At 62.0% G+C, this 25,312-nt stretch carries 23 protein-coding genes; 11 read left to right on the forward strand and 12 right to left on the reverse strand.

The window, feature by feature from the left end:
* The 4 genes from VL598_RS03780 to VL598_RS03795 all read right to left on the reverse strand — a co-directional run.
* Positions 1-267: ABC transporter permease subunit (locus tag VL598_RS03780; protein ID WP_414718647.1), on the reverse strand; the 267-nt coding region annotated here is incomplete at its 3' end.
* A 218-nt stretch (positions 268-485) separates the two neighbouring features.
* The gene (locus VL598_RS03785) at positions 486-1,220 is read right to left on the reverse strand and encodes a hypothetical protein (RefSeq protein WP_325325366.1); all 735 of its coding nucleotides are present in this window, start codon (positions 1,218-1,220) and stop codon (positions 486-488) included.
* Positions 1,221-1,395: 175 nt separating this feature from the next.
* Complete coding sequence (gene ispH / locus VL598_RS03790) at positions 1,396-2,367, reverse strand: 4-hydroxy-3-methylbut-2-enyl diphosphate reductase (protein ID WP_325325367.1); 972 nt, start codon at positions 2,365-2,367, stop codon at positions 1,396-1,398.
* Between the two features lie 3 nt (positions 2,368-2,370).
* Positions 2,371-2,826 carry a peptidylprolyl isomerase gene (locus VL598_RS03795; RefSeq protein WP_325325368.1) on the reverse strand — a complete coding sequence of 152 codons (456 nt, stop codon included), beginning with the start codon at positions 2,824-2,826 and terminating at the stop codon, positions 2,371-2,373.
* Between the two features lie 273 nt (positions 2,827-3,099).
* On the opposite strand from VL598_RS03795, the gene radC reads away from it, so the two are divergent.
* From radC to nadB, 4 genes are all read left to right on the forward strand, one after another.
* Positions 3,100-3,768: a RadC family protein gene (radC, locus tag VL598_RS03800; protein ID WP_325325383.1), complete on the forward strand. Its 669-nt coding sequence runs from the start codon at positions 3,100-3,102 to the stop codon at positions 3,766-3,768.
* Positions 3,769-4,241: 473 nt separating this feature from the next.
* Positions 4,242-4,475, forward strand: coding sequence for a 50S ribosomal protein L28 (gene rpmB / locus VL598_RS03805; RefSeq protein ID WP_325325369.1), 234 nt, complete (start codon positions 4,242-4,244; stop codon positions 4,473-4,475).
* Positions 4,476-4,485: 10 nt separating this feature from the next.
* Positions 4,486-4,653 (forward strand): 50S ribosomal protein L33, encoded by a 168-nt coding sequence (gene rpmG / locus VL598_RS03810; RefSeq protein WP_007586229.1) that lies wholly within the window; start codon positions 4,486-4,488, stop codon positions 4,651-4,653.
* Positions 4,654-4,993: 340 nt separating this feature from the next.
* Complete coding sequence (gene nadB, locus VL598_RS03815) at positions 4,994-6,592, forward strand: L-aspartate oxidase (RefSeq protein WP_325325370.1); 1,599 nt, start codon at positions 4,994-4,996, stop codon at positions 6,590-6,592.
* A 53-nt stretch (positions 6,593-6,645) separates the two neighbouring features.
* Here nadB and nadC read toward each other — a convergent pair whose 3' ends face one another.
* The 6 genes from nadC to purN form a co-directional block, all read right to left on the reverse strand.
* Positions 6,646-7,548, reverse strand: coding sequence for a carboxylating nicotinate-nucleotide diphosphorylase (gene nadC, locus VL598_RS03820; RefSeq protein ID WP_325325371.1), 903 nt, complete (start codon positions 7,546-7,548; stop codon positions 6,646-6,648).
* A gap of 31 nt (positions 7,549-7,579) precedes the next feature.
* Positions 7,580-8,725, reverse strand: a complete 1,146-nt coding sequence (gene nadA, locus VL598_RS03825) for a quinolinate synthase NadA (RefSeq protein ID WP_325325384.1) — start codon at positions 8,723-8,725, stop codon at positions 7,580-7,582.
* Between the two features lie 163 nt (positions 8,726-8,888).
* Positions 8,889-10,085 (reverse strand): DesA family fatty acid desaturase, encoded by a 1,197-nt coding sequence (locus VL598_RS03830; protein ID WP_325325385.1) that lies wholly within the window; start codon positions 10,083-10,085, stop codon positions 8,889-8,891.
* 267 nt (positions 10,086-10,352) lie between these two features.
* Positions 10,353-11,747, reverse strand: a complete 1,395-nt coding sequence (locus VL598_RS03835; protein ID WP_325325372.1) for a mechanosensitive ion channel family protein — start codon at positions 11,745-11,747, stop codon at positions 10,353-10,355.
* A gap of 85 nt (positions 11,748-11,832) precedes the next feature.
* Complete coding sequence (locus tag VL598_RS03840; protein ID WP_325325373.1) at positions 11,833-13,176, reverse strand: RsmB/NOP family class I SAM-dependent RNA methyltransferase; 1,344 nt, start codon at positions 13,174-13,176, stop codon at positions 11,833-11,835.
* Complete coding sequence (gene purN, locus VL598_RS03845; protein ID WP_325325374.1) at positions 13,173-13,823, reverse strand: phosphoribosylglycinamide formyltransferase; 651 nt, start codon at positions 13,821-13,823, stop codon at positions 13,173-13,175. Before purN ends, VL598_RS03840 begins: the two co-directional genes overlap by 4 nt.
* A gap of 172 nt (positions 13,824-13,995) precedes the next feature.
* Between purN and VL598_RS03850 the strand changes: the two genes are divergently transcribed.
* The 6 genes from VL598_RS03850 (at position 13,996) to dut (ending at position 21,386) form a co-directional block, all read left to right on the forward strand.
* Complete coding sequence (locus VL598_RS03850; RefSeq protein ID WP_325325375.1) at positions 13,996-15,042, forward strand: bifunctional riboflavin kinase/FAD synthetase; 1,047 nt, start codon at positions 13,996-13,998, stop codon at positions 15,040-15,042.
* A 117-nt stretch (positions 15,043-15,159) separates the two neighbouring features.
* Positions 15,160-17,997 (forward strand): isoleucine--tRNA ligase, encoded by a 2,838-nt coding sequence (ileS, locus tag VL598_RS03855; protein ID WP_325325376.1) that lies wholly within the window; start codon positions 15,160-15,162, stop codon positions 17,995-17,997.
* Positions 17,997-18,497 carry a signal peptidase II gene (gene lspA / locus VL598_RS03860; protein WP_325325377.1) on the forward strand — a complete coding sequence of 167 codons (501 nt, stop codon included), beginning with the start codon at positions 17,997-17,999 and terminating at the stop codon, positions 18,495-18,497. The genes ileS and lspA overlap by 1 nt, the downstream gene beginning before the upstream one ends.
* Positions 18,498-18,538: 41 nt before the next feature.
* Positions 18,539-19,753, forward strand: a complete 1,215-nt coding sequence (coaBC, locus tag VL598_RS03865; protein WP_325325378.1) for a bifunctional phosphopantothenoylcysteine decarboxylase/phosphopantothenate--cysteine ligase CoaBC — start codon at positions 18,539-18,541, stop codon at positions 19,751-19,753.
* A 99-nt stretch (positions 19,754-19,852) separates the two neighbouring features.
* Positions 19,853-20,869 carry an LLM class flavin-dependent oxidoreductase gene (locus tag VL598_RS03870; protein ID WP_325325379.1) on the forward strand — a complete coding sequence of 339 codons (1,017 nt, stop codon included), beginning with the start codon at positions 19,853-19,855 and terminating at the stop codon, positions 20,867-20,869.
* A 70-nt stretch (positions 20,870-20,939) separates the two neighbouring features.
* Positions 20,940-21,386 (forward strand): dUTP diphosphatase, encoded by a 447-nt coding sequence (dut, locus tag VL598_RS03875; RefSeq protein ID WP_325325380.1) that lies wholly within the window; start codon positions 20,940-20,942, stop codon positions 21,384-21,386.
* A 160-nt stretch (positions 21,387-21,546) separates the two neighbouring features.
* Here the strand turns inward: dut and clpA are convergent, their stop codons facing one another.
* Together clpA and clpS are read right to left on the reverse strand one after the other, a co-directional pair.
* The gene (clpA, locus tag VL598_RS03880; protein WP_325325381.1) at positions 21,547-23,844 is read right to left on the reverse strand and encodes an ATP-dependent Clp protease ATP-binding subunit ClpA; all 2,298 of its coding nucleotides are present in this window, start codon (positions 23,842-23,844) and stop codon (positions 21,547-21,549) included.
* Entirely contained in the window at positions 23,841-24,155 is a 315-nt protein-coding gene (gene clpS / locus VL598_RS03885; protein ID WP_325325382.1) for an ATP-dependent Clp protease adapter ClpS, read from the reverse strand. The genes clpA and clpS overlap by 4 nt, the downstream gene beginning before the upstream one ends.
* Before the next feature lie 588 nt (positions 24,156-24,743).
* Here clpS and cspD point away from each other — a divergent pair.
* Positions 24,744-24,950 carry a cold shock domain-containing protein CspD gene (cspD, locus tag VL598_RS03890; protein ID WP_017776809.1) on the forward strand — a complete coding sequence of 69 codons (207 nt, stop codon included), beginning with the start codon at positions 24,744-24,746 and terminating at the stop codon, positions 24,948-24,950.
* Positions 24,951-25,312 lie beyond the last annotated feature (362 nt).

Here is a 25,312-nt window from a genome sequence, read left to right on the forward strand (position 1 = left end):
CTCGATGGTATAGCCGACGATCGAGCAGACGACAGCGGCAATTGCAAGCCCGATCACGAGCGTGGGCACGCTGCCGAGACCGGGGAAATGGTTTTGCAGCACCGTGATGGCCGATAGCGCGACCATTGCCCCGATCATCAGCACATCGCCGTGTGCGAAGTTGATGATCCCGAGGATCCCGTACACCATGGTATAGCCGAGTGCGATGATGGCATAGACGCTGCCCAGCACCAGACCGTTGATGATCTGCTGGATGAAGATATCCATTTAATGCTCCTTAACCCGAGTTACGGAATGTTCGACTTGCGCCCACCACCGTAAAGCGGAAGGCCGGCGAAACCCGTGGTGCTGCGGGTACTGACAAAAAACCGGTAACGTTCACCGCCCCATACTCGACAAGGAGCCGTAATCCGACTGCCAGCCCAATAGGGTGGATGCAAAAACGGCACCGCGAAATTTGGTGCCGTCAAGTTGCCCCTTTCACGCTACGACGTCACCACGCCGAGAACTGCACGTGTGATGCCGTTGACGCCATTAAGCAAAACGGCATCGCCTCGCCCGTCCCGTTCCGAATGGAATGCGGCAAAGCGGAGCAACGCCGGCTTGCGCACGCATGCATTGCCATGTTTCACGAGATTTTTTTTCTCACGCTGCCCAGACCTTGTGGAAGCCGCCCACCCGAAAAACCCACGCCGCCGTGTATCGAGCAGGACACCGACGGCTCTGCCGACACGCGCACGACCACCTGCAACGATGTTTTCTGCGGATCGGAGGAGTGACTGCACGGCAGACCACGCATTCCAAGCAATTGCCTCAACGCAAGGAATAACGCGCGAACTTCCGGGCGGCTGAAGAAGGTGGAAGGCAACTGCAACGCCCACCCGAGGGGGCTTCGAATGCACGCAAAGGCCGAATCCCGGGAAAACCCGATTCGTGTTTTCCTCAATGAAAGGCGCAAAAATCGACACCGTTTGCGCGGCGTGACTACTTGTCACCGTCGCGTCATTTTGGGGCCACGCAGCACATGCCGCATAGCCGATGCCCGCCTTACCGCGGCTAGTACTGCCGGTCGCGACGTAGGGAAACTGGACGTGCATTAACTCGGTCTCCTGCGCCTCTTGAACAAATGTTCCAGAAGGCCTCGGAACCTTCAGAACGGGCGAATTGTAACTCCAATTACCTGTATGCCAAAAAAGGAAACCAACAGGGTTTTCCTGCATTGCAACCTATTTTTGAGCTAATTAAATCGCATACATTGCAACTGAGTTGCAACCGTTTTCTTTTTCTGAATACCACTCGCGTACAACCCACACTGATGGGCGCACCGAACAAAAAAAAAAGCGCGCATTCAGCGCGCGCTTTACGATCTTGGCCGCGGATGCGGCGTACCCCTCGTTACTCGTGTTCAGGAAGCGTCAAGCCGCGCGGCAATGGGAATGCGATGCTCTCCTCGATTCCCTCGAGGGCACGAACGCTGTGCACTCCGAGCTCCCGCAGGCGGCCGATCACGGCTTGCGCAAGCACTTCGGGCGCCGACGCCCCGGCCGTCACGCCGATGCGCCGTTTGCCTTCGATCCAGACGGGATCGATCTGGTCAGGCGAATCGACCATGTATGCCGGCACGCCGCGCTTTTGGGCCACTTCGCGCAGCCGGTTGGAATTAGAGCTGTTGGGACTACCGACGACGATGACGACGTCGCACTGCGGCGCCATGAACTTGACGGCGTCCTGGCGGTTCTGCGTCGCGTAGCAGATGTCCTGCTTCTTGGGCTCCCGGATTCCAGGGAAGCGGCGTTTGAGGGCCGCGATGATCTCCGATGCGTCGTCGACGGAAAGCGTCGTTTGGGTGACGAAGGCGATGCGGTGCGGATTGCCGAGCTCGAGCGCATTCACGTCCTCGATGCTCTCGACGAGATACATGCCTTCACCGCACTGCCCCATCGTCCCTTCCACCTCGGGATGCCCACGGTGCCCGATCATGATGATGTCGAGGCCCTCCTGGCGCATCTTTGCCACTTCCATATGCACCTTCGTCACGAGCGGGCAGGTGGCGTCATAGACGCGAAGACCGCGTGACTCGGCCTCTTCCCGAACGTCTTTGGAGACGCCGTGGGCGCTGAAGATGATCGTGCTGCCAGAGGGGACTTCATCCAGCACCTCGACGAACACGGCGCCCTTCTTGCGCAGATCGGCCACCACGTAGGCGTTGTGAACGATCTCGTGACGGACGTAGATGGGGGCGCCGAAAAGCTTGATCGCGCGCTCGACAATCTCGATCGCGCGATCGACGCCCGCACAGAAGCCGCGCGGCTGGGCAAGCAGCACCTCTCTTTGCTCGGCGGCGATGGGGGTATCCGTGAAGCTCATGTCTTAGAGAATCCCGATGATTTTGACTTCAAATAACAACGCCTGGCCGGCGAGCGGATGATTAAAGTCGAAAAGTGCGGATGTCTCGCTGATCTCTTTGAGCACGCCCGCGTACCGGCCGCCTTCTGGCGCATTGAACTCGATCGCCTCGCCCGGGGTGAAATCGTCGTCGACCATGCCGTTCGCGCGCAACGCAGCCAGCGAAATCCGCTGGACGAGATCCGGGTTGCGATCACCGAAGGCTTGCCCCTCATCTAGCCGATAGGTCGAATGGTGGCCCGTCTTGAGCCCGAGGAGAATGTCTTCGAGCGGCGGCGCGAGTTGTCCAGCGCCTATGAGCAGTGTAGCGGGCTTGTTGCCGAATGTATTGACGACGTCCGCGCCATCGGCAAGCGACAGCCGGTAATGGAGGGTGACGTGCGAGCCCGGTTTCACTTCGGAAATATCGATGATGCTCATGGCGTAACTCATCTGGTCGGGGCGCAACGAACGCGCCGCTGCTATGCCGTGCTTGGAGCCGGCGGCATCGGGCGGCCAGCTCCGGTGCAAAGAAGTCCGTATTGTAAGCCACTGGACGAGCAAGAGCGGGGATGGCAACAGCTGGCGGCACAGCGCGCTTCTCTTTCATACGTGCCGCCCATAAAGAAGAGGATGGAGTACATCGACATGCAGCCCCGTTCCGACACCGCAAACGCCACGCCAGTCCCCGCAGCCACGGGGCGGCCGGGGGCGATGCGCGAGCGCCATTCGCGTGACATGCCACGTGAACGGCTGCTCGAAACAGGCCCGGGCACCCTTTCGGATACCGAGCTCATCGCCCTTTTCCTCGGGTGTGGATTGCCGGGCCAAAACGTCTTCGAGCTCGCGCACTCGCTGCTCGCGCGCTTTGGCTCGCTGCGCGCGATGCTCGATGCAACGCCGGCCGATTTCAAGGGGCTGCGCGGCATTGGTCCGGCGAAAACAGCGGTGCTCCTGGCCGTGGTCGAGATGGCTCGACGCGCCCTCGCGGAGCAAGCGCGCGAGCGGCCCTTGGTCGATTCGAGCGCTGCGGTGGAAGCCTACGTGCGGCTTTTGATCGGCTCGCGCCCCTATGAAGTGTTCCTGTGCCTCTTTCTCGACGCGCGGCACCGCCTCATAGACAGTGAGGAAAGCTCGCGCGGCACCATCACGCGCATGGCCGTCTACCCGCGCGAGATTGTGCGCCGCGCCCTCGCAACGAACGCAGCCGCCCTCATCGTCGCGCATAATCACCCCTCAGGCGCCGCCACACCGAGCGCGAGTGACCGCCAACTCACGCGTGTGCTGAAGGACACGCTCGCGCTCATCGATGTACGGCTCGTCGATCATCTCGTCGTCGGGCGGAGCGCAGTTTTCTCGTTCGCCAACGAGGGCTGGCTATAACGTTTCGGCCCGCTCTCTGGCTGGCAATGGCGATAAGCCCGGGCGGTGGCCGGACCAGCGTCCGATCGGCCTGATCGTCCCGGCAGCTACCGCGTGCGCCGCTCGATGAGCACACGAAAGACGCCGCAGCCGCCGCAAAGGGCAAATATCGTTTGATTTTGCGGCTCTTTTTCTGCTACACTCGCTCTTCTGCCTCTTTTCCAACCCCGTTCCAAAGTCGGGCGCCTTGGCGTTCGAGTTGGGTTATTCACACTGCAAGGCGGCAGCTTAACGGCTGGCGCGAGCTTGGGATAACTTTACCGAAGGCGAACGAAGGCAAAGGGGCCAAAAGAGAGGGGCCGAAAGAGCCAGACAGCGGAGCCGGACAGCCGGGATAACAGCCGGTCACGATCCGGCCGGATCTGCTCTAGCAGAGGCGAATCTGGCGACCCCAGGCTTGAACCGAATTTTAAGCGTTTTAGGAGTGCTCTCATATGGCACGCGTATGCCAAGTAACTGGGAAAGCGCCGATGAGCGGCAACAACGTTTCCCACGCAAACAACAAGACGAAGCGGCGCTTTCTGCCGAACCTGCAAAACCGCCGTTTCTGGGTGGAGAGCGAAAACCGTTGGGTGCGCCTGCGCGTTTCCAACGCGGGCCTGCGTCTCATCGATAAGAACGGCATTGACGTCGTGCTGGCCGATCTGCGCGCACGCGGCGAAGTCTAAGGAGTAAATCATGGCGAAAGGCGCACGCGACAAGATCAAGCTCGAATCGACCGCAGGCACGGGTCACTTCTATACGACAACGAAGAACAAGCGCAACATGCCGGAAAAGATGGAGATCATGAAGTTCGATCCCGTCGTCCGCAAGCATGTGGCGTACAAGGAAACCAAGATCAAGTGATCGGTCTCCGACGAGCCTGAACGACAAAGACAGCAAAAAGCCCCGCCTTGGCGGGGCTTTTTGTTGGTCCCTCATTATTGCTCCTTTTTGTTGCTCCTCCTTCGTTGTTCTTTCGTCGTTCTTACGCCTTCGTTCCACCCCTCTTTGCTCCTCCCCTTGTTACGCCGACCGAGGTATGCTTTTCGGCTTGGCGCACCCGCTTGCATTGCTGCGTGTGCGAATTACGATGCGCGTGAGGCACCTCATACCCATCCAGATACAAAAACCGACATCGCATCGTCGTACGGCCAGCGGGACCAGCCGGCCTCGATAGGACGCAAAGGTGCAAAGGAACAAACACATGAATTTCGACGTGGTAATCGTGGGCAGCGGGCTCGCGGGTTTGACGGTCGCATTGAACCTTGCCGAGAAACGGCGCGTCGCAGTGCTCGCCAAGCAATCGATGACCGAAGGCGCAAGTGACCGGGCTCAAGGCGGCATCGCTGCGGTGCTGGATTCCGCGGATAGCATCGATAACCACGTTGGCGATACGTTGGTCGCGGGCGCCGGGCTTTGCGACCAAGCCGCCACGCGTTTCATCGTTGAAGGCGGCCGCTCGGCCATCGACTGGCTGATCGACCAAGGCGTGCCCTTCACGCGGGATGAAGCTGCCGAGCTCGGGTTTCATCTGACACGCGAGGGCGGCCACAGCCATCGGCGCATCATCCATGCGGCCGACGCGACCGGGCACGCCGTCGTCGAGACGCTATCCGAGCGCGTGCGCCGACATCCCAACATTACACTGCTCGAAAATCACTATGCGATCGACCTGATCACATCAGAGCGCCTCGGGCTTCCCGGCCGTCGTTGTCACGGGCTCTATGCGCTTGACCTCGCCAGCGGGCGGACGATCACACTGCAAGCCCAGCACATCGTGCTCGCGACGGGTGGCGCCGGCAAGGTCTATCTCTATACGACAAATCCCGATACGGCCACCGGCGACGGCATCGCCATGGCCTGGCGCGCCGGGTGTCGCGTGTCGAATATGGAGTTCATCCAGTTCCACCCGACTTGCCTTTTTCATCCTTACGCAAAATCGTTCCTCATTTCGGAAGCCGTGCGCGGCGAAGGCGGCCGACTTGTGTTGCCCGACGGCACCCGCTTCATGCCGGCGCACGACGAGCGAGCGGAGCTCGCGCCGCGCGACATCGTGGCGCGTGCGATCGACTTTGAAATCAAAAAGCGCGGTATCGACTGCGTTTATCTCGACATCAGCCACCAGCCGGCCGCCTTCTTACACGAGCACTTTCCGACGATTCTGGCGCGCTGCCTCGAATTCGGCATCGACATCACGAAAGATCCGATTCCAGTCGTGCCGGCTGCGCATTACACGTGTGGTGGCGTAGTCACCGATCTGGCCGGCCGTACCGATTTGGCCGGGCTCTATGCCGTGGGAGAAACTGCCAGCACGGGGCTGCACGGAGCAAATCGGCTCGCCAGCAACTCGCTGCTCGAGTGTCTCGTCATCGGGCGCTCGACGTCAGCGGCCATTGAGAGCGAGGGCTTTGGCGCCGCTCAGCATACCCCGCTGCCGGACTGGGATGAGAGCCGCGTGTCCGATCCCGATGAAGAGGTCGTCGTCGCGCATAACTGGGATGAACTACGGCGACTCATGTGGAACTACGTCGGCATCGTGCGCACCGATAAGCGGCTCGCGCGGGCGCAGCATCGGATCGCCCTGCTCAGCGACGAGATTCACGAGTACTACGCCAATTTCAAGGTGAGCCGCGATTTGCTCGAGTTGCGCAATTTGGTCGATGTGGCCAAGCTTATCGTCGACAGCGCCCTGTCTCGACGCGAAAGCCGCGGCCTGCATTTCTCGCGTGACTGGCCTGCAGCATTGCCGAAAGCGCTGTCGACAGTGCTCTCGCCTGAACACACGCGCAACCGGTTAATTTGAACGCACCCTCGGCCGGCTGCGCCGGCCGTAGCGATGGGAACAGACGGAGGGCGTTAAACGAGCCGCATCGAGTAGTCCGTCGCGCGTACGTCCTTCGTCAGTGCGCCGATGGAGATGCGGTCTACACCTGTTTCCGCGATCGTTCGCACGGTGTCGAAGTTAACGCCGCCCGAAACTTCGAGCGTTGCGCGCCCGGCAGTCAACTCCACAGCGTCGCGCATCGCGGCAAACGAAAAGTTATCGAGGAGGATCGATCGGGCACCATGCTCGAGCGCCGACTCGAGCTGCTCCAGCGTTTCCACCTCGATCTGCACAGAGACACCCGCCTGCAATTCGTGCGCGGCATGAAGCGCCGCCCCCACACCGCCGGCTGCGACGATATGGTTCTCCTTGATGAGAATGCCATCATAGAGCGCAAGCCGCTGGTTGGCACCACCGCCCACACGCACTGCGTACTTTTGCGCCAATCGCAGACCCGGCAGCGTCTTGCGCGTATCGAGAATCTGGGCGCGCGTTCCGCCAATTACGTCGACGTAGCGACGCGTGGCTGTTGCCACACCCGAGAGCAGCTGCAGAAAATTGAGTGCATTGCGCTCCGCTGTCAGCAGAGCCCGCGCCGGACCACGTAGCGCGCAAACCAGCGAATCGGCGGCCATCCAATCGCCCTCGCGGTAATGCCAGTCGAGCTCGATCGACGGATCGAGCTGACGCATGACCGCCGCAAACCAAGGCACGCCGCAAAGGACTGCCTCTTCACGAACGATAACGCGTGCCTCGCGCACCGCATCGGCTGGTACAAGGCGCCCAGTGACGTCGCCGCTGCCGACATCCTCATGAAGCGCGTCGGCCACATTGCGCGCCAGCGCGGTGTCAAACGCCACGCCATACTGCGCATGAATCTCGTTATAAAGCGGCGAAACCGCGTCGCCACCACGAAGCGTCTGCTGTCGCCCCATCGTTGAAGTTCTCCGATCGTCCAAAGTCTCGTCAAGCCGGACCGACGTTGGCAAAGAGTGCCGTATCACGCGCAAAATCACCGCTTGCCTGCACGCGCTGCTTGCGCTGCGCGGCAAAGGCCAGCATCCGATCGATCGGTACGCGCGCCCGTTCGCCGATTGCCGGATCGACGAAAATCTCGTTGTGACCACGCTCGATGACGTCGGCCAGGTTGGCAAGGCCGTTCATGGCCATCCATGGACAATGCGCACAGCTCTTGCAGGTCGCACTGTTGCCAGCCGTCGGCGCTTCGATGAATGTCTTGCCGGGCGCCGCCAGTCGCATCTTGTAGAGAATGCCGAGGTCGGTCGCGACGATGAAGTGCGTCGCGTCGGACTGCTTGGCCGCCTCGATGAGCTGTGACGTCGATCCGACGACGTCAGCTTGGGCGACTACACTCGCCGGCGACTCCGGGTGCACGAGCACTTTTGCGTTCGGGTACTCGGCACGCAGCAAGTCGAGCTCGACGCCCTTGAACTCGTCGTGGACAAGGCACGAGCCCTGCCACAACAGCATATCGGCGCCCGTCTGCTTCTGGATGTAGCTGCCCAGATGGCGATCCGGCGCCCAAAGGATTTTTTCGCCGCGCGCATGCAGGTGGGTCACGATGTCGAGCCCGATCGAGGAGGTGACCATCCAATCCGCACGGGCCTTCACCGCTGCACTCGTATTGGCATAGACAACCACGGTGCGATCGGGGTGAGCGTCGCAAAACGCCGAGAACTCGTCGGCCGGGCAACCGAGGTCGAGCGAGCAAGTCGCATCGAGATCGGGCATCAAAATGCGCTTGTTAGGGCTCAGAATCTTTGCCGTCTCGCCCATGAAGCGCACCCCGGCAACGACAAGCGTGCGTGCATCGTGATCGCGCCCGAACCGCGCCATTTCAAGCGAATCCGCCACGCAGCCGCCCGTCTCGTCGGCGAGCTCCTGCAGTTCCGGATCCACATAATAGTGAGCGACCAGCACCGCCTTTTCGCGCTCGAGCAACGCCCGGATACGCGCCTTCAGCGCCTTGCGTTCCTCCGGCGACGTTATTGCCGGCACCTTGGCCCAAGCTTGGCCGACACCGCATGCCGGACCAGCCGCGCTGGAAACTATCGGCTTGTCAAACTCGACGGTCTTGATCGTCGCAGCCATCATCCTCTCCTCAAGCGTTGCCGGGGACGCCGGATGTGGTCAATGACGTCCATCAATGCCGAGCAATGCCACCGGCCCCCGCACATTTTTCATGCGCACAAAAAGCAACACCCCGCCAGAGCGGGGTGTTCTGTGACGTCTCGAAATTGTAATAGATTTCGTGTCAGGCGTAGCAGCGCAAGCGCAGCGCAAACTCTTGCAGCGCCTTAATTCCACTTTGCTCCGCGCGGTGGCACCAGTCCTGGAGCTGGATCAGCAACTGGTCGCGCGACGCGTTCGAACGCTCCCAGATCGCCGAGAGGTCCTTACGCAGTTCGATGAACGTGCGCAACGTTTGATTATTTGCAAAGATCTCAGGGAGCTGGCGCCGCTGCGGTTCATCCAGACCCGCTTCATCCTTATGGAACCACGTGCTCGCGCTCTTCATCAGCGTATAACGCTCGCGCGCACCGATCTCCTTTACCCGTGCGAGCTCCTGGCGATACGCCCGCTTGACCGTCTTCGCATACCGGGCCATCACCTCGTAGCGGTTCGCCAGCACCGCCTGCAACGTATCCTGATCAAGGACGACTTTGCGCTCAGCGATGCGCGGCATAGGCGCGACTTTCTTCACCTTCGCCAAGCCGCACATGGACATCAAGCGAATGTAGAGCCAGCCGATATCGAACTCGTACCATTTGTTCGACAGCTTGGCCGAGGTCGCGTAAGTGTGATGGTTGTTATGCAACTCTTCCCCGCCGATCAGGATGCCGATCGGGAAAAGATTCGTGCTCGCATCTTCCGAATCGAAGTTGCGGTAGCCCCAGAAATGTCCCAGGCCGTTGACGACGCCCGCCGCCCAGAACGGAATCCAAACCATTTGCACGGCCCAGACCGTCAGCCCGACGAGACCGAACAGTGCGACATCGATAACCATCATCAGGCTGATGCCGAGGATCGGGTATTTCGAATAAAGATTGCGCTCGATCCAGTCGTTCGGCGTGCCGTGGCCAAAGCGGCGCATCGTTTCCTCATTCTTGGCCTCTGCCCGATAAAGCTCCGCGCCCTCGAGCAGCACCTTCCAGATACCGCGCGTCTGCGGGCTGTGAGGATCCTCCTCCGTTTCGCATTTCGCATGATGCTTGCGGTGGATGGAGGCCCATTGGCCCGTCAGCATGCCGGTCGACATCCAGAGCCAAAAGCGGAAGAAATGGCTGGCGATCGGATGCAGCTCAAGCGCGCGGTGCGCCTGGCATCGGTGCAAATAGACGGTCACGCCGACGATGGTGACATGCGTGACAGCGAGCACGAACAGCAGAATCTGCCACCAAGAGAAGCGGAGGAAGCCGTGTGCGAGGAAGTCGAGGAGGGAATTCAACAAGGCATTTACCCGTGAAGCGATGAGCGCGGCACAAACGCTATCCGGCGGCACACCGTCAGCAAATCGAAAGAGATTGATGGACTGGAACGGATTGTACTGCAACACCCAGCAATCGTTTGTAACAAAAGAGGAATGTCGCACATATCGGTGCGACGCCTGCTGCGGCAATTCGATGCAGTGCAGCCTCGGCTACCTAGCTTCGCCTTCGCCGCAGCGGTTCCCCACGAAAAGTCGGAAGCACACCTCATGCATGCGCAACGCAAGACGCTACCCTGGATCGCTCAAGAGGTGGCCATCGAGTTTTACAACATCGCCCACCTCCGCGTCCATAAAAGCGCCCACGCTGGAATCGGCCACCGCGCGTGGTCCCGGCATCTCGCCGATGATGCGCACGTCGCGCGTGGGATAAGGAATGGCGATGCCGTGCTCGTTGAAGAGACGCCAAATATTGCGATTCACGGATGAACGCACGGCAGCCGTGCCCTTTGCGGCGTTCTCGATCCAGAATCCAAGTTCAAGATCGATGCCATCGGCGCCGAACGAGACGAGGTACGGTGTCGGCGCCGGATCATCGAGTATGCGCTCGACACCCTGTGCCGCTTGTGCGAGCAACGCCATCGCGCGATCGACGTCGGAGTCGTACGAAATCTGCACCGCCGCCTTGGCATAGCCGCGCGTCAGATACGACGAATGGTTCTGGACCACGTCGGTCATCAGTTTCTCGTTGGGGATCAGCGTCTCGATGCCGTCCAGGCCACGCACGGTCGTAAAGCGTGTACGGATCTCCGTCACTACACCCTGCAGCCCGCCGACGTTGATCGAATCGCCGATCCTGATCGAACGGTCGATGAGAATGATGAACCCCGAGACGTAGTTGCTCGCAATTTTCTGCAAGCCGAAGCCGAGCCCCACGCCGAGCGCGCCGCCGAACACGCCCAACACAGTGATGTCGATGCCGACAAGCGAAAAACTGATCAGCACGGCCGCGAGCATGAGCAGCGCACGCCCGACGCGCGCAAGCACGACCTTGAGATTGGCGTCGATCGAGCGCGAGCGCATCACGCGCTCCTCAAACAGCGAACCGAGCCACATCGCGACGATCATCGTCACGCAGACCCACAGCAAGCCGGTCGAAAGCGAAAGCAGCGTCATGCGCTCGTTGGCGACGCGAAAGCGCACCGACGCCATCCAGCGCAACACTTGGTCCTGTATGCCGAGCACCGTCATCGCCATACCGATCCAGACGAGCACCGTCACAATCTTCTCAGCGACGAAAAGCCCCGCATGGTCGCGCCCGCCGCTGCTGAATACGCGCCGAGCGATGTAGAAGACAACGTAGATGAGCGCAATGCCGAAAAGCGGCACGAGCGCGAGATCGAGCAGCGACGTCGACATGTAATCGTCGAGCAGCGCCTGCGCGAACCAGACCAGCGCGCTGCCGAGCAACGGAAACAGCGCTTTGTCCAAGCTTTCCGCACTGAAGCGCAGCGCCTCGTGACGCGCGCGGCGATGCACTTCGAGCCGGCCGCGCAAGAAGCGCGCGACGAGCCATGCGACAACCAGCACCGCGATCAGCGTGCCGGCCTGCCAGATCATGACGGGTTGGCCGAAATCGCGGACGATGCCCGTCAGCATATGGGAAAGGATGTGGTTCTGGTTCATCGTCTCGACGAGATAACGGCAGCAAGGGTGGGCGGCACGCCGCGAAGATTCCGCGACAGATGCCGCCCGCTTGGAGCGCCGCCGATTAAGCCCGGCGCTCGAGCACGGCGGCGAAGAACCCGTCCGTGGCGTGGCGATGAGGCCAGAGCGACAGGTAATCCCCCATTTCGAGCTCGATGCGCTGCTCGGCCAGCACCTTGCCGGCCGGCACGAGCACAAACTCGGTGTGCTCTGCCAGGAACGCCGCGACAATGGCCTCGTTTTCCGCCTCGAGCACGCTGCACGTCGCATAGACGAGCCGGCCGCCCGGTTTGACGAGGCGCGCAGCGGCGGCGAGTATCGAAGCCTGCTTGCTCGTGAGCTCGGTCACCGCGGCCGCGTTCTCTCGCCACTTCAAGTCGGGATTGCGGCGCAGCGTGCCGAGCCCGCTACAGGGCGCATCGACGAGTACACGGTCGATCTTGCCGGTCAATCGCTTGATCTTGATGTCGTGCTCGCTGTCGATCAGCACCGGATGCACATTCGACAAACCGCTGCGTGCAAGCCTCGGCTTGAGCTTCGCCAGACGGCGCTCGGACACATCGAACGCGTAGAGCCGCCCCGTCGAGCGCATCGCCGCGCCGAGCGCGAGTGCTTTGCCGCCCGCGCCCGCGCAGAAATCGACCACCATCTCGCCTCGCCGCGGTGCCACGAGCGAGCACAGCAGCTGACTGCCCTCGTCCTGCACTTCCACCCAGCCATCCTCGAAGACTTTGAGCTTCGTGAGCGCAGGCTTGCCGGCCACACGAACGCCAAGCGGCGCGAACGGGGTCGCGCCAGCGTCGATGCTCGCAGCCCCCAACGCATCGAGAGCCTGTTCGCGACTCGCCTTGAGCGCATTCACACGCAAATCGAGCGGCGCCGGGTAGTTGAGCGCGGCCGCGAGCTGCGCCAACTCCTCGCCCGCGAAACGCGCCGACAGCGCCTCGACAATCCAGTCTGGCAGATTCAGGCGGACGCGCAGCGGCAGGTTGGCCGGATCGATCTTGGCGACGTGCTCGAGCCACGCTTGCTCATCCGCCGAGACGAACCGCGAGACGGCCGAACGGCCGGCTGTCTGCATGAGACCGAGCAGTGCAAGACGGCGCGCCGGGCTGCCGGTGCCGCTTTCGGCCAGATGCGCGAATTCCATCCGGCGGCGCAGCACCGCGAAGACGGCCTCTGCAATGACGCCGCGCTCGCTGTGGCCGAGCTTCGGGTGAGCACGGAAAAAACGGCTCGTCGTCGCGTCGGCCGGGCCGGCGAACTTCAAGATTTCGGCGAGGAGCACTTCCGTCTGGCCGACCAGAAAGCCGTGCAGGCCCTGCTCGCGGCGCGGCTCTCGATTTTGTCGCGGCTCTCGATTCTGTCGCGGCTTCGCGCTGCGGTGAGGCTGGGGTCGGTTGGTCATGCTGCTTCTCCGGACACATCGTTAAACATCCATTGCGGCTCGTTCGGCGTCACCTGCACACGCGTACCGTCGAGCGCGAGGCGCTCCTCGACGAACCAGCGCACGGCGCGCGGATAGATGACGTGCTCGGATGCGAGCACGCGCGCGGCAAGCCGCTTCTCGTCGTCGCCGGCGAGCACGGGCACCGCGGCCTGAATGACGATGGGACCGTAATCGAGGCGCGGCGTGACGAAATGAACGGTGGCGCCGTGCACGGCGACACCGGCTTCCAAGGCACGCTGATGCGTCTTGAGGCCCGGAAAGCTCGGCAGCAGCGACGGATGAATGTTCAGCATCCGCCCCGCGTACCGCTCGACGAACGCCGTCGTCAGCACGCGCATGAAACCGGCCAACACCACAACATCGGGCTGGTAACGATCGACGACGGCCGCGAGCGCCGCATCGAAGGCTTCACGCTCGGCAAAATCGCGGTAGTCCACAGCGGCCGTTGCGATGCCTGCGGATGCCGCCACGGCAAGCCCCGGCGCATCGGGGCGGCTCGCGACGACGGCCGCGACACGCGCCGGCCAAGCTTCGCGCGCACACGCATCCACGATCGCCTGCATGTTGCTGCCGCGCCCGGAAATCAAAATAACGATATTCTTCATCCGGTGATTTTATCATTGGGGCATTGCAACATTTCGAGGCATCGGTCGCGCCCGAGCCGCTCGGCGTCCGAACGTTTATAATCTCGTGCTTTGCAGCGCTTCACAGCGCATATCGATCTTTGGCTTCGCGGCGTCGGGGAATCGTCCCTGCCCGCCCATCCCAACGGCTATCGTGAGAGTCTTCCGCGGTCTTCCCAACGCCGAGAGCCGCGCGCCCTGCGCGCTGACGATCGGCAACTTCGACGGTGTCCACCGCGGCCACCAGGCTTTGCTCGCGCGCGTGCGCGAAGCCGCGCGTGAGCGCGGACTGCCTGCGTGTGTCATGACTTTCGAGCCGCATCCACGCGAGTTCTTCGATCCGGCCGGTGCGCCGCCGCGCATCGCGGTGCTGCGCGACAAGCTCGAAGCACTGCGGATGAACGGCGTGGACCGCGTCGTCGTCGAGCACTTCAACCGCACGTTTGCGGGCCAGTCTCCCGATGCATTCGTCGAGCGGATCATTGTCGGCGGCCTGCACGCGCGCTGGGTGCTCGTCGGCGACGATTTTCGCTACGGCGCAAAGCGCGCCGGCGACTTCACTTCGCTCAAGGCGGCCGGCGAGCGTTACGGCTTCGAGGTCGAGCAGATGCAGACCGTGGCCGACGCAAGCGGCGCGCGCATCTCGAGCTCGGCCGTACGCGCACTGCTCATCGCGGGCGAGCTCGGCGCCGCCCGCGAGGCGCTCGGTCGCGACTACGCGATCAGCGGGCATGTCGTGCATGGCCTGAAGCTCGGCCGCGATCTCGGCTTCCCGACACTGAATTTGCCGATCGCGCACAAGCGCCCCGCGCTCAGCGGCATCTTCATCGTCCGGGTGCACGGTATCGAAGCGCAACCGCTTGCGGGCGTTGCGAATCTCGGGCTGCGGCCGACCGTCGACGATTCGGGCCGCGTGCTGCTCGAAGTCCACTTGCTCGACTGGCACGGCGATGCCTATGGCAAACTCGTGCGCGTCGAGTTTTTGCACAAGCTGCGGGACGAGGAAAAGTACGCCGACCTCGAAACGCTGACGGCGGCCATCGCCCGCGATGCCGCGAACGCCCGGGCCTACTTTGCCGCGGCGGGCGATGCTCTGACGGCTGTTGCTGCAACGGCCGGCACGGCGCCTGCAGCCCCAGCCGCCCCCGGTAGCCGTGCAACCGGGTTCTCGACATCGGCCACTGACCGAATTATTCGTTAGCCGCAGCCCCTTCGCGCCGCGCCGGCCGCGTACGACTTGGCCGGCATCGCGTCGTCAACCGACACCGATTGAGCGCGCCCGGAACTCGGGCGCCAACCGTTTCCCAGCGATCTCACCATGAGCGACAAGAAAGCCGATTCGAAATCCCAGGCCAAATATCCGGTCAATTTGCTGGACACGCCGTTTCCGATGCGCGGCGACCTCCCGAAGCGCGAGCCACAACGCGTCAAAGAATGGGAAGACAAGCGCGTGTACGAGAAGATCCGCGCCGCGAGCGCCGGTCGGCCGCGCTTCGTCCTGCACGACGGTCCGCCCTATGCGAACGGCGACATCCACCTCGGCCATGCGGTCAACAAGATCCTGAAAGACATCATCGTCAAGTCGCGCAACATGGCCGGCTTCGACGCCGCCTATGTGCCCGGCTGGGACTGCCACGGCATGCCGATCGAGATCCAGATCGAAAAGCAATACGGCAAGTCGCTGCCGGCGGCCGAGGTGCAGCAGAAGGCGCGCGCCTATGCGACCGAGCAGATCGAAAAGCAAAAGGCTGGTTTCAAGCGGCTCGGTGTACTCGGCGATTGGGACAACCCGTACAAGACGATGAACTTCGGGAACGAAGCGGCCGAAATCCGCGCGCTCGCGAGGATACTCGAGAAGGGCTATCTCTATCGTGGCCTGAAGCCCGTGAACTGGTGTTTCGACTGCGGCTCCGCGCTCGCCGAGGCCGAAGTCGAGTACAAAGACCGCGCTGACCCGTCCGTGAGCGTGCTGTTCCCGTTCGCCGCGCCCGAAAAGGTTGCGCAGGCATTCGGGCTCGCGGCGCTGCCCGACGCGGAAGGCGGCATTGTCATCTGGACCACGACGCCCTGGACCATTCCCGCGAACCAGGCGCTGAACGTGCACCCCGAAATCGTCTACGCGCTCGTTCGCACGCCGCGCGGCATGCTGATCCTCGCGGAGGAGCGCGTCGAGGCGAGCCTCGCACAGTTCGGCCTCGAGGGTGAAGTCGTGGCAACGGCGCTGGGTGAGAAGCTCGCCGATCTGCGCTTTTGGCATCCGCTCGCTTCAGCTCATCCCGGCTACAAGCGCACGTCGCCCATCTATCTCGGCGACTATGTGACGACCGAGACGGGTACGGGCATCGTGCACTCGTCGCCGGCCTACGGCGTGGAGGATTTCGACTCGTGCAAGGCACACGGGCTGGCCGACTCCGACATCATCAACCCTGTCATGGGCGATGGCCGGTACATCGAATCGCTACCGCTTTTCGGCGGGCTTTCGATCTGGGCGGCCAATCCGAAGGTCGTCGAAGCGCTGAAGTCGGCCGGCTCGCTGCTCGCGAGCGAAAATTACACGCACAGCTACATGCATTGCTGGCGCCACAAGACGCCGATCATCTATCGTGCAACGTCGCAATGGTTCGCCGGCATGGACGTTGTGCCGAAAGACGGCGGGGCGACGCTGCGCGAGACAGCGCTGGCCGGCATCGAGGCGACGGCCTTCTACCCGTCCTGGGGCAAGCAGCGGCTGCACAACATGATCGCGCACCGCCCCGACTGGACACTGTCGCGCCAGCGCCAGTGGGGCGTCCCGATGGCGTTCTTCGTCCACAAGGAAACGGGCGAGCTGCATCCTCGCACGCTGGAGCTGCTCGAAGCCGTCGCCCAGCGCGTACAGGAAGGCGGCATCGAAGCGTGGCAAACGCTCGACGCACGCGAACTCCTCGGCGACGACGTGAACCTGTACGAAAAGAATCGCGACACGCTCGACGTCTGGTTCGATTCCGGTACGACGCACTGGCATGTGCTGCGCGGCTCGCACAAAGAGGTCTCGCATTTCCCAGCCGACCTGTACCTCGAAGGATCCGATCAGCACCGCGGCTGGTTCCACTCGTCGCTCTTGACGGCGTCGATGCTCGACGGCCAGGCGCCCTACCGCGCGCTGCTCACGCACGGCTTCACCGTCGATGGCGAAGGGCGCAAGATGAGCAAGTCGCTCGGCAACGGCATCGATCCGCACGACGTCTCCAACCGGCTCGGCGCGGAGATCATCCGCCTTTGGATCGCCTCGACTGACTACTCGGGCGAACTCTCGATCTCCGAGGAGATCCTGAAGCGCGTGACGGAAAGCTATCGCCGCATCCGCAACACACTACGCTTCTTGCTGGCGAATCTGTCGGACTTCGACTTCGCAAAAGATGCGCGCGAGGTCACGGAGTGGCTCGAGATCGATCGTTATGCGGTAGCGCTCTCGGCTCAGCTGCAGCAAGACATCCTCTCTCACTACGAGCGTTTCGAGTTCCACCCCGTGGTGGCGAAGCTCTTGACCTATTGCTCCGAGGATCTGGGCGGCTTCTATCTCGACGTGCTGAAGGATCGCCTCTACACGAGCGCGCCCGATTCGATCGCGCGCCGCTCGGCGCAAACGGCGCTTTATCACATCACGCAGGGCCTCTTGCGCGTGATGGCGCCGTTCCTCTCGTTTACGGCGGAGGAGGCCTGGCACGTATTCCAGCCGGGCAGCGACACGATCTTCACGCAGACGTATCACGCCTATCCCGATATTGCCGAAGGCGACGCGCTGCGCGAGAAATGGGCGCTCTTGCGCGCCGTGCGCAGCGATGTCATGAAGGCGCTCGAGGAAGCGCGCGCTGCGAACCGGATTGGCTCGTCATTGCAAGCCGAGGTAGAGCTGCGTGCGACGGGTGCCGCCTATGACGCGCTGGCAAGCCTCGGCGACGACTTGAAGTTCGTCTTGATCACGTCCTCGGCCACCCTCGTCAAGGTCGATTCGGACGCCGATGAGGGGGTGGAGGTCGTCGCGTCGAAGTATCAGAAATGCGAGCGCTGCTGGCATTACCGGGACGATGTGGGCTCGCACCCTGAACATCCGACGCTGTGCGGCCGATGCTTCAGCAACCTGTTCGGCAGCGGCGAAACGCGGAGGGCGGCATAATGGCGAAGACCCAATCGGTACAGGCAAGCGGCACGGTCGCGCCATGGCTTGGCATCGCGCTCGTCGTCATCCTCTTCGATCAGCTGACGAAAATAGCGGTCATGAGGGTGCTTGAGTACGCGACGCCCTACCCGCTGGCCCCGTTTTTCAATCTGCTGCTCATTTTCAACCGGGGAGCGGCGTTCAGCTTCCTGGCTGCAGCGGGCGGCTGGCAGCGCTGGGCGTTTACGGCCCTGGGCATCGTCGCGGCGCTCGTCATCGTGTACCTGCTCAAGCGCCACGGTAATCAGCGGCTCTTTTGCACCGCGCTGTCGCTGATCATGGGGGGCGCGCTCGGCAATGTCATTGACCGGCTCGTGCACCGACACGTGATCGACTTTCTCGACTTTCACGTGGGCGGCTGGCATTGGCCCGCGTTCAATTTGGCAGACAGCGCGATCACGATCGGCGCAGCGTTGCTGGTGCTGGACGAGCTGCGACGCGTTCGCGGCGCCCGCTAAGCGCCTGACGCCGTTCTTCCTCGAGCATTTTGGAGGCAACGTTGGCAATCGCAGAACTCGCTGGCAAGCACCTTGTCCTCGGCATGACGGGCGGCATCGCCTGCTACAAGATCGCCGAGCTGACGCGCCTTCTCACCAAGGCCGGTGCGACGGTGCAAGTGGCGATGACCGAGGCGGCGACGCAGTTCATCACACCCGTCACGATGCAAGCCCTCTCGGGCCGGCCCGTCTACACGAGCCAGTGGGATGGGCGCATCGACAACAACATGGCGCACATCGACCTGTCGCGCGAAGCGGACGCCATCGTCATCGCGCCCGCCTCAGCCGACTTCCTTGCAAAGCTCGCGCATGGCATGGCGGACGATCTGCTCTCGACGCTATGCCTCGCGCGCGACTGCCCGCTACTCGTCGTGCCAGCGATGAACCGGCAGATGTGGACGAATCCGGCCACACAGCGCAACGTCGCGCAGTTGCGCGCCGACGGGGTGCTGGTGCTCGGCCCGGACTCCGGTGTGCAGGCGTGCGGCGAGACAGGCGACGGTCGTATGCTCGAACCGCAGGCCTCCTACGAGGCGATCGTCTCATTTTTTCAACCGAAGGTTTTGTCTGGGCGATGTGTGCTCATCACGGCCGGGCCGACCTTCGAGCCGATCGACCCCGTTCGCGGCATCACGAATCGCTCAAGCGGCAAAATGGGCTTCGCGCTGGCGCGCGCGGCACAACAGGCGGGGGCCGATGTTCGGCTGATCGCGGGCCCGGTCAGCTTGCCTACGCCTTGGGGTGTCGCGCGAGAAGATGTGGAAACCGCGCTACAAATGTACGATGCCGTCGTGCAAAGGGCGCAGGACTGCGATGTCTTCATCTCCGTCGCGGCCGTCGCAGATTGGCGCGTCGATCGCGCGAGCGAAGAGAAGATCAAAAAGACAGCGCACGGCGGCGTGCCAAGCCTTTCCTTCGTCGAGAACCCCGATATTCTCGCCACGGTGGCACGCCTGACTAATCCGCCCTACTGTGTCGGCTTCGCGGCTGAGAGCGGCGAACTCGTCGTGCACGGCGCAGAAAAGCGCGCGCGCAAGCAGGTGCCGCTACTCATCGGCAATCTGGGGCCAAAGACATTCGGCCGTGACGACAACGAGGTCGTGCTGTTCGATGCGCAAGGGCTGACGCGCCTGCCTCGAATGGACAAGGACACGCTGGCGGCAACACTCGTGCGTGAGATCGCGCGCCGGCTACCCGACACGAGCCTCATCTCCTGACTGCTCCGCGCCGCAAGCCGGCAAACGGGCTCCCGCCTGGAACAATGAGGACGCGATGAACCGGCAAGGCCGGGAGTCACGCACGCACGCGAAAATACTATGACGCTACTTTCGGTACTCGATCAAACGCCCGTCATCGACGGGCATACCGTGGCCGACGCGATCGCCGCCACGCTCGAGCTCGCACAGCTCGCCGACGATCTCGGCTATACGCGCTACTGGTGTGCCGAGCATCACGGACTCCTTGCGGTCGCCAACCCGTGTCCCGAGGTCATGCTGGCGCGGCTGGGCAGCATGACCAAGCGCATTCGGATCGGGTCGGGCGGCGTGATGCTGCCGTACTACAGCCCCTTCAAAGTCGCAGAGCAGTTCATGATGCTCGAGGCGCTGTTTCCGAACCGCGTCGATTTGGGCGTGGGCCGAGCGCCCGGTGGCGATATGCGCACGGCGCAGGCTGTCGCAGCAGGCGCATACAATCGCGGCGACGTGTTCGCCAAGCAGGTGTCCGAGCTCGTTGCGCTGCTCAATGGCAAGCCATTGCCGGACCAGCCGGGATACGGGGTTGTGCTCCAGCCCCAAGTGGACACGCGACCGCAGGTATGGATGCTGGGCTCCAGCGATTTTGGGGGGCAACTCGCAGCGCAACTCGGCCTGCGCTTCGCGTTTGCGCACTTCATCAATGCCTACTTTGGGCATCACTTAGGCGTTGCCTATCGCGAACGGTTTCAACCCGGCCACGAGTCAAAACCCTATCTGGCGGCCGCCGTCTTCGCCATCTGCGCGGACACCGAAGAAGAAGCGCAAGCACTGGAAAAGGCTGTTGACTTGCGCCGTCTGCAGATGGCTTATGGACTGAACCTGCCGATTCCTTCGCTCGCGCAAGGTGCCGCGCAGTCGTACGGCGAACGGGAGCGGCTTGTCATTGACCGCGAGAAGGCACGCAGCATCGTCGGCACCCCGGACACCGTGACCGAGCGTCTGATCGAACTGCAAGGCCAGTTCAATGCCGACGAATTGATTGTTCTCACCGTCGCCGGCAGCTACAAAGCGCGATTGCGCTCCTACGAGTTGCTTGCAGCGGCGTTCGAGCTCGGACGAGCGAAGCCCGCAGCGTGAACGTCACCCTCGTGATTGTTCATTTTCCCTTGTTTTTCCGTTCCGCGAATTGCACCGCATAAAGCACCGCATGAAACTTGACCTGAAGATCCTCGATGCGCGCATGCGCGACTATTTGCCCGCTTACGCGACACCGGGCAGTGCCGGCCTCGACTTGCGGGCCTGCATCGACAAGCCGCTGACGATCGAGCCGGGCCAGACGACGCTCGTGCCGACAGGCCTCGCCATCCACGTGGGCGACCCCGGCTTCGCGGCGCTAATCCTGCCGCGCTCGGGCCTCGGCCACAAGCACGGGATCGTGCTCGGCAATTTGGTGGGCCTTATCGATTCGGACTACCAGGGAGAGCTGATGATTTCGACTTGGAACCGCGGCCAGACCGCCTTCACGATCAACCCAATGGAGCGGCTCGCGCAACTTGTGATCGTGCCGGTCGTACAGGCGCAATTCAACATCGTCGACGAGTTTGCCGAAAGCGAACGCGGCGCAGGCGGGTTCGGGAGCACCGGCAAGCACTGAGCGGCACCCAACGCCCTTAGCGCCAAGCGCGGGGGGCGTCGAGCGCGGGGGGCGTCGAGCACAAAAAAAAAACGGCGCTTCAACATTGAAGCGCCGTTTCTCCGTCGTTTCTCTTATGGTGGCGCAGCACGCGCCACCCGCGTTCGCCTTAAAGCGCCGCCTACTCCACCTCGAGCGTTTCCGGGTTCGGATTGCGCGGAGCAGCGTTCTCATCGAACGTCAGCTGCACCTTGTCGTCATCGCCCACGTCCACCGTGACGCGCCCGCCGGTCAGCAGCTTGCCGAACAGCAACTCGTCGGCGAGCGCACGGCGAATCGTATCCTGGATCAGCCGCTGCATCGGTCGAGCCCCCATCAACGGGTCGAAGCCGTTCTTGGCGAGGTGGTGCCGCAACGCATCGGTGAAGACGGCATCGACCTTCTTCTCGTGCAGTTGATCCTCGAGCTGCATGAGGAACTTGTCGACCACGCGCAGGATGATCTCCTCATCGAGTGAACGGAAGCTGATGATCGAATCGAGGCGGTTACGGAACTCGGGCGTGAACATCCGCTTGATATCGGCCATTTCGTCACCGGTTTCGCGGCGCGACGTGAAACCGATCGTTCCCTTTTGCATCGACTCGGCACCCGCGTTCGTCGTCATGATGATGATGACGTTACGGAAATCCGCCTTCCGACCGTTGTTGTCGGTCAGCGTGCCGTGGTCCATCACCTGCAGCAGCACATTGAAGATGTCCGGATGCGCCTTTTCGATTTCGTCGAGCAACAGCACGCAGTGGGGCTTTTTCGTCACCGCCTCTGTGAGCAGACCGCCCTGATCGAAGCCGACGTAGCCCGGCGGGGCGCCAATGAGGCGGCTGACAGCATGCCGCTCCATGTACTCGGACATATCGAAGCGAATCAGCTCGATACCCAGCGTGAACGCGAGCTGCCGCGCCACTTCTGTCTTGCCGACGCCAGTCGGGCCCGAAAACAGGAATGCGCCGATCGGCTTGTCCGTCTTGCCAAGGCCCGCGCGCGCCATTTTGATGGACGCCGCAAGTGCGTCGATGGCCGGATCCTGCCCGAAAACGACAGCCTTGAGGTCGCGGTCCAGCGTTTGCAGCTTGCTGCGATCGTCTTGCGACACGCTTTGCGCCGGCACGCGCGCAATCTTCGAGATGATTTCCTCGATTTCGCCCTTGCCGATCGTCTTCTTTTGCTTCGACTTCGGCAGGATGCGCTGGGCAGCGCCCGCCTCGTCGATCACGTCAATGGCCTTGTCCGGCAAGTGACGATCGGTGATGAAGCGCGCCGACAGCTCCGCCGCAGCCGAGAGTGCACCCGACGAATACTTCACACCGTGGTGCTCCTCGAAGCGCGATTTCAGTCCACGCAGGATGGCAACCGTCTGCTCGACCGTCGGCTCCGTGACGTCGATCTTCTGGAACCGCCGCGACAGCGCCGCATCCTTCTCGAAGATGCCCCGATACTCGGTAAACGTAGTCGCGCCGATGCATTTGAGCGTGCCCGACGAGAGCGCGGGTTTCAGCAGGTTCGACGCGTCCAGCGTGCCGCCCGACGCGGCGCCCGCGCCAATCAGCGTGTGAATCTCGTCGATGAAGAGAATCGCGTGCGGGCGCTCCTTGAGCTCCTTGAGCACCGTCTTCAAGCGTTGCTCGAAGTCGCCGCGGTACTTCGTGCCGGCGAGCAGCGCGCCCATGTCCAGCGAATACACTTGAGCATCGGCCAGGATATCGGGCACTTCCCCGCGCGTGATGCGCCAAGCCAGCCCCTCGGCGATGGCCGTCTTGCCGACCCCCGCCTCGCCGACCAGCAACGGGTTGTTTTTGCGACGCCGGCACAGCACCTGCACGACGCGCTCAACCTCGGACTCCCGCCCGATCAAGGGATCGATGCGGCCATCCTTGGCCATTTGGTTCAGATTCTGGGTGAACTGGGCAAGCGGCGTCTCCTTCTGCGAGGCGGCGTCTTCCGACTCGGCGTTCGCGTCGCCCGCCTTCGCCGCATCGCTGCTATTCGTCTTCGCGATGCCATGCGAGATGAAGTTGACGACGTCGAGGCGCGTCACACCCTGTTGCTGCAGGTAGTAGACGGCATGCGAATCCTTCTCGCCAAAAATGGCAACGAGGACATTGGCACCCGTGACCTCCTTTTTGCCATTCGAGGTCGACTGCACGTGCATGATCGCGCGCTGAATCACGCGCTGAAAACCCAGCGTGGGCTGGGTATCGACATCGTCGGTGCCTGGCACCGTCGGTGTGTTGTCGTGGATGAAGTTGCGCAGGTTCTGACGTAGGTCTTCGATGTTGGCCGCGCACGCGCGCAACACTTCCGCCGCTGTCGGATTGTCCAGCAACGCCAGCAAAAGGTGTTCGACGGTGATGAACTCATGCCGTGCCTGGCGCGCTTCCATGAACGCCATGTGCAAGCTGACTTCCAGTTCCTGGGCAATCATGCTTCCTCCATCACGCATTGCAGCGGATGCCCCGCCTGCCGTGCGTGCGTAACAACCTGCTCGACTTTGGTCGACGCGACGTCCCGCGTGTAGACCCCACAAACTCCCCGCCCTTCGCGATGCACTTTGAGCATGATCTGCGTCGCGGTCTCTCTGTCTTTGTTGAAGTACTCCTGCACGACCATCACGACAAACTCCATTGGCGTGAAATCGTCGTTCAACAGTACCACCTTATACATGGACGGCGGTTTCAGCTCCTTTTCCTGCCGCTCGAGTACTGTGCCGTCCTGCCTGTCCGGGATAATCGCCATACACCCATTCTAAACAACTCGGTGAGGCCCGCAATCCTGCGAAAACCCGACCGAACAGTCGTTGATCGCACCGCCACGGTGCGCCCGCTGCACCGAGCGAACCAGCCAAACCGCACAATCTGCCCCAAGTCGCTCCACACTTCCTCAACGAAGCGCTTGACGACAGATCGCGGCTCGCTACGCGAGCGAGTATCGCACAACACGTGCCGGCCGAGCGACTACATCGCCAGACGGAGGGTGGCAACCGCCACAGCAAGCTTCGCACCCAGCCCAAGCTCGTGCTTCCCGCGTCGATTATGCGGCTTTTCAGGTCAGCTCGCTTGCGCGGTCGCGCACGGGGAGAAACAGGAAAACCGCTTCAAAGCGCGCAAACGCACATAGATTCACATGCAGCATCTCAAAATTTTCTTGACAGTGGATTAAAGAAATCCAACAATCAAGCTGGCACTTTTTTTCAGCTAGCCATAACAAGTGCGAGTACGAAAAAATGCCGAGGTGAGCTTGTGAGGAGGGGACGGGCTGTAAGTTACAGCTGTCGAGCTTTTCGAGCGTGCTCGTAGGACATGAGAGAGATACAGGGGAAGTTGTATGGCGACTGGTACGGTCAAGTGGTTTAACGACGCGAAGGGCTTCGGTTTTATTACGCCTGATGAGGGTGGCGAGGATCTGTTTGCGCATTTCTCGGCCATCCAGATGAATGGGTTCAAGACGCTCAAGGAAGGTCAGAAGGTGTCCTTCGAAGTCGTCCAAGGCCCTAAGGGCAAGCAAGCTTCGAACATTCAGGCAGCCGCCTGATAGTGTTCAAGTAAGGTTCTTCAAAACCCGGCTTCGGCCGGGTTTTTTTTGGCACGGACGTACCGCGTCGGCTCTTTATGTAGCGCCATTATTTGCTTATTGCTAGCCGTCATAAAGACGTCATTAATTAGCATTACGGGCAGGGCAGCAAGTGCCATTCAACAACCCCGACCCGCTCTGCATCGAAGGGGTTTTACCGATAGACAAATTCAATTGTTTTCCGGTGATGGAGTAGAGAGCTTTTCATGATCGGAGCACCCGAGATCGGACACATCAAATTGGTAAGCCAGTAGAACTGGCGAGTGGCGAACAGGTGCGCCCTCCCTTTTTCAACAGGGAAACGAGCTCGACTCGCAAATAAG

Origin of the sequence: Trinickia sp. (genome assembly GCF_035492435.1) — a bacterium.
Lineage (GTDB): Bacteria > Pseudomonadota > Gammaproteobacteria > Burkholderiales > Burkholderiaceae > Trinickia.

Excerpts from the sequence above, each read along its gene's own strand:
- VL598_RS03785 (WP_325325366.1), bottom strand. The coding sequence starts at position 1,220 with ATGCAGGAAAACCCTGTTGGTTTCCTTTTTTGGCATACAGGTAATTGG.
- ispH (WP_325325367.1), bottom strand. The coding sequence starts at position 2,367 with ATGAGCTTCACGGATACCCCCATCGCCGCCGAGCAAAGAGAGGTGCTG.
- VL598_RS03795 (WP_325325368.1), bottom strand. The coding sequence starts at position 2,826 with ATGAGCATCATCGATATTTCCGAAGTGAAACCGGGCTCGCACGTCACC.
- radC (WP_325325383.1), top strand. The coding sequence starts at position 3,100 with ATGCGCGAGCGCCATTCGCGTGACATGCCACGTGAACGGCTGCTCGAA.
- rpmB (WP_325325369.1), top strand. The coding sequence starts at position 4,242 with ATGGCACGCGTATGCCAAGTAACTGGGAAAGCGCCGATGAGCGGCAAC.
- rpmG (WP_007586229.1), top strand. The coding sequence starts at position 4,486 with ATGGCGAAAGGCGCACGCGACAAGATCAAGCTCGAATCGACCGCAGGC.
- nadB (WP_325325370.1), top strand. The coding sequence starts at position 4,994 with ATGAATTTCGACGTGGTAATCGTGGGCAGCGGGCTCGCGGGTTTGACG.
- nadC (WP_325325371.1), bottom strand. The coding sequence starts at position 7,548 with ATGGGGCGACAGCAGACGCTTCGTGGTGGCGACGCGGTTTCGCCGCTT.
- nadA (WP_325325384.1), bottom strand. The coding sequence starts at position 8,725 with ATGGCTGCGACGATCAAGACCGTCGAGTTTGACAAGCCGATAGTTTCC.
- VL598_RS03835 (WP_325325372.1), bottom strand. The coding sequence starts at position 11,747 with ATGAACCAGAACCACATCCTTTCCCATATGCTGACGGGCATCGTCCGC.
- VL598_RS03840 (WP_325325373.1), bottom strand. The coding sequence starts at position 13,176 with ATGACCAACCGACCCCAGCCTCACCGCAGCGCGAAGCCGCGACAGAAT.
- purN (WP_325325374.1), bottom strand. The coding sequence starts at position 13,823 with ATGAAGAATATCGTTATTTTGATTTCCGGGCGCGGCAGCAACATGCAG.
- ileS (WP_325325376.1), top strand. The coding sequence starts at position 15,160 with ATGAGCGACAAGAAAGCCGATTCGAAATCCCAGGCCAAATATCCGGTC.
- lspA (WP_325325377.1), top strand. The coding sequence starts at position 17,997 with ATGGCGAAGACCCAATCGGTACAGGCAAGCGGCACGGTCGCGCCATGG.
- VL598_RS03870 (WP_325325379.1), top strand. The coding sequence starts at position 19,853 with ATGACGCTACTTTCGGTACTCGATCAAACGCCCGTCATCGACGGGCAT.
- dut (WP_325325380.1), top strand. The coding sequence starts at position 20,940 with ATGAAACTTGACCTGAAGATCCTCGATGCGCGCATGCGCGACTATTTG.
- clpA (WP_325325381.1), bottom strand. The coding sequence starts at position 23,844 with ATGATTGCCCAGGAACTGGAAGTCAGCTTGCACATGGCGTTCATGGAA.
- clpS (WP_325325382.1), bottom strand. The coding sequence starts at position 24,155 with ATGGCGATTATCCCGGACAGGCAGGACGGCACAGTACTCGAGCGGCAG.
- cspD (WP_017776809.1), top strand. The coding sequence starts at position 24,744 with ATGGCGACTGGTACGGTCAAGTGGTTTAACGACGCGAAGGGCTTCGGT.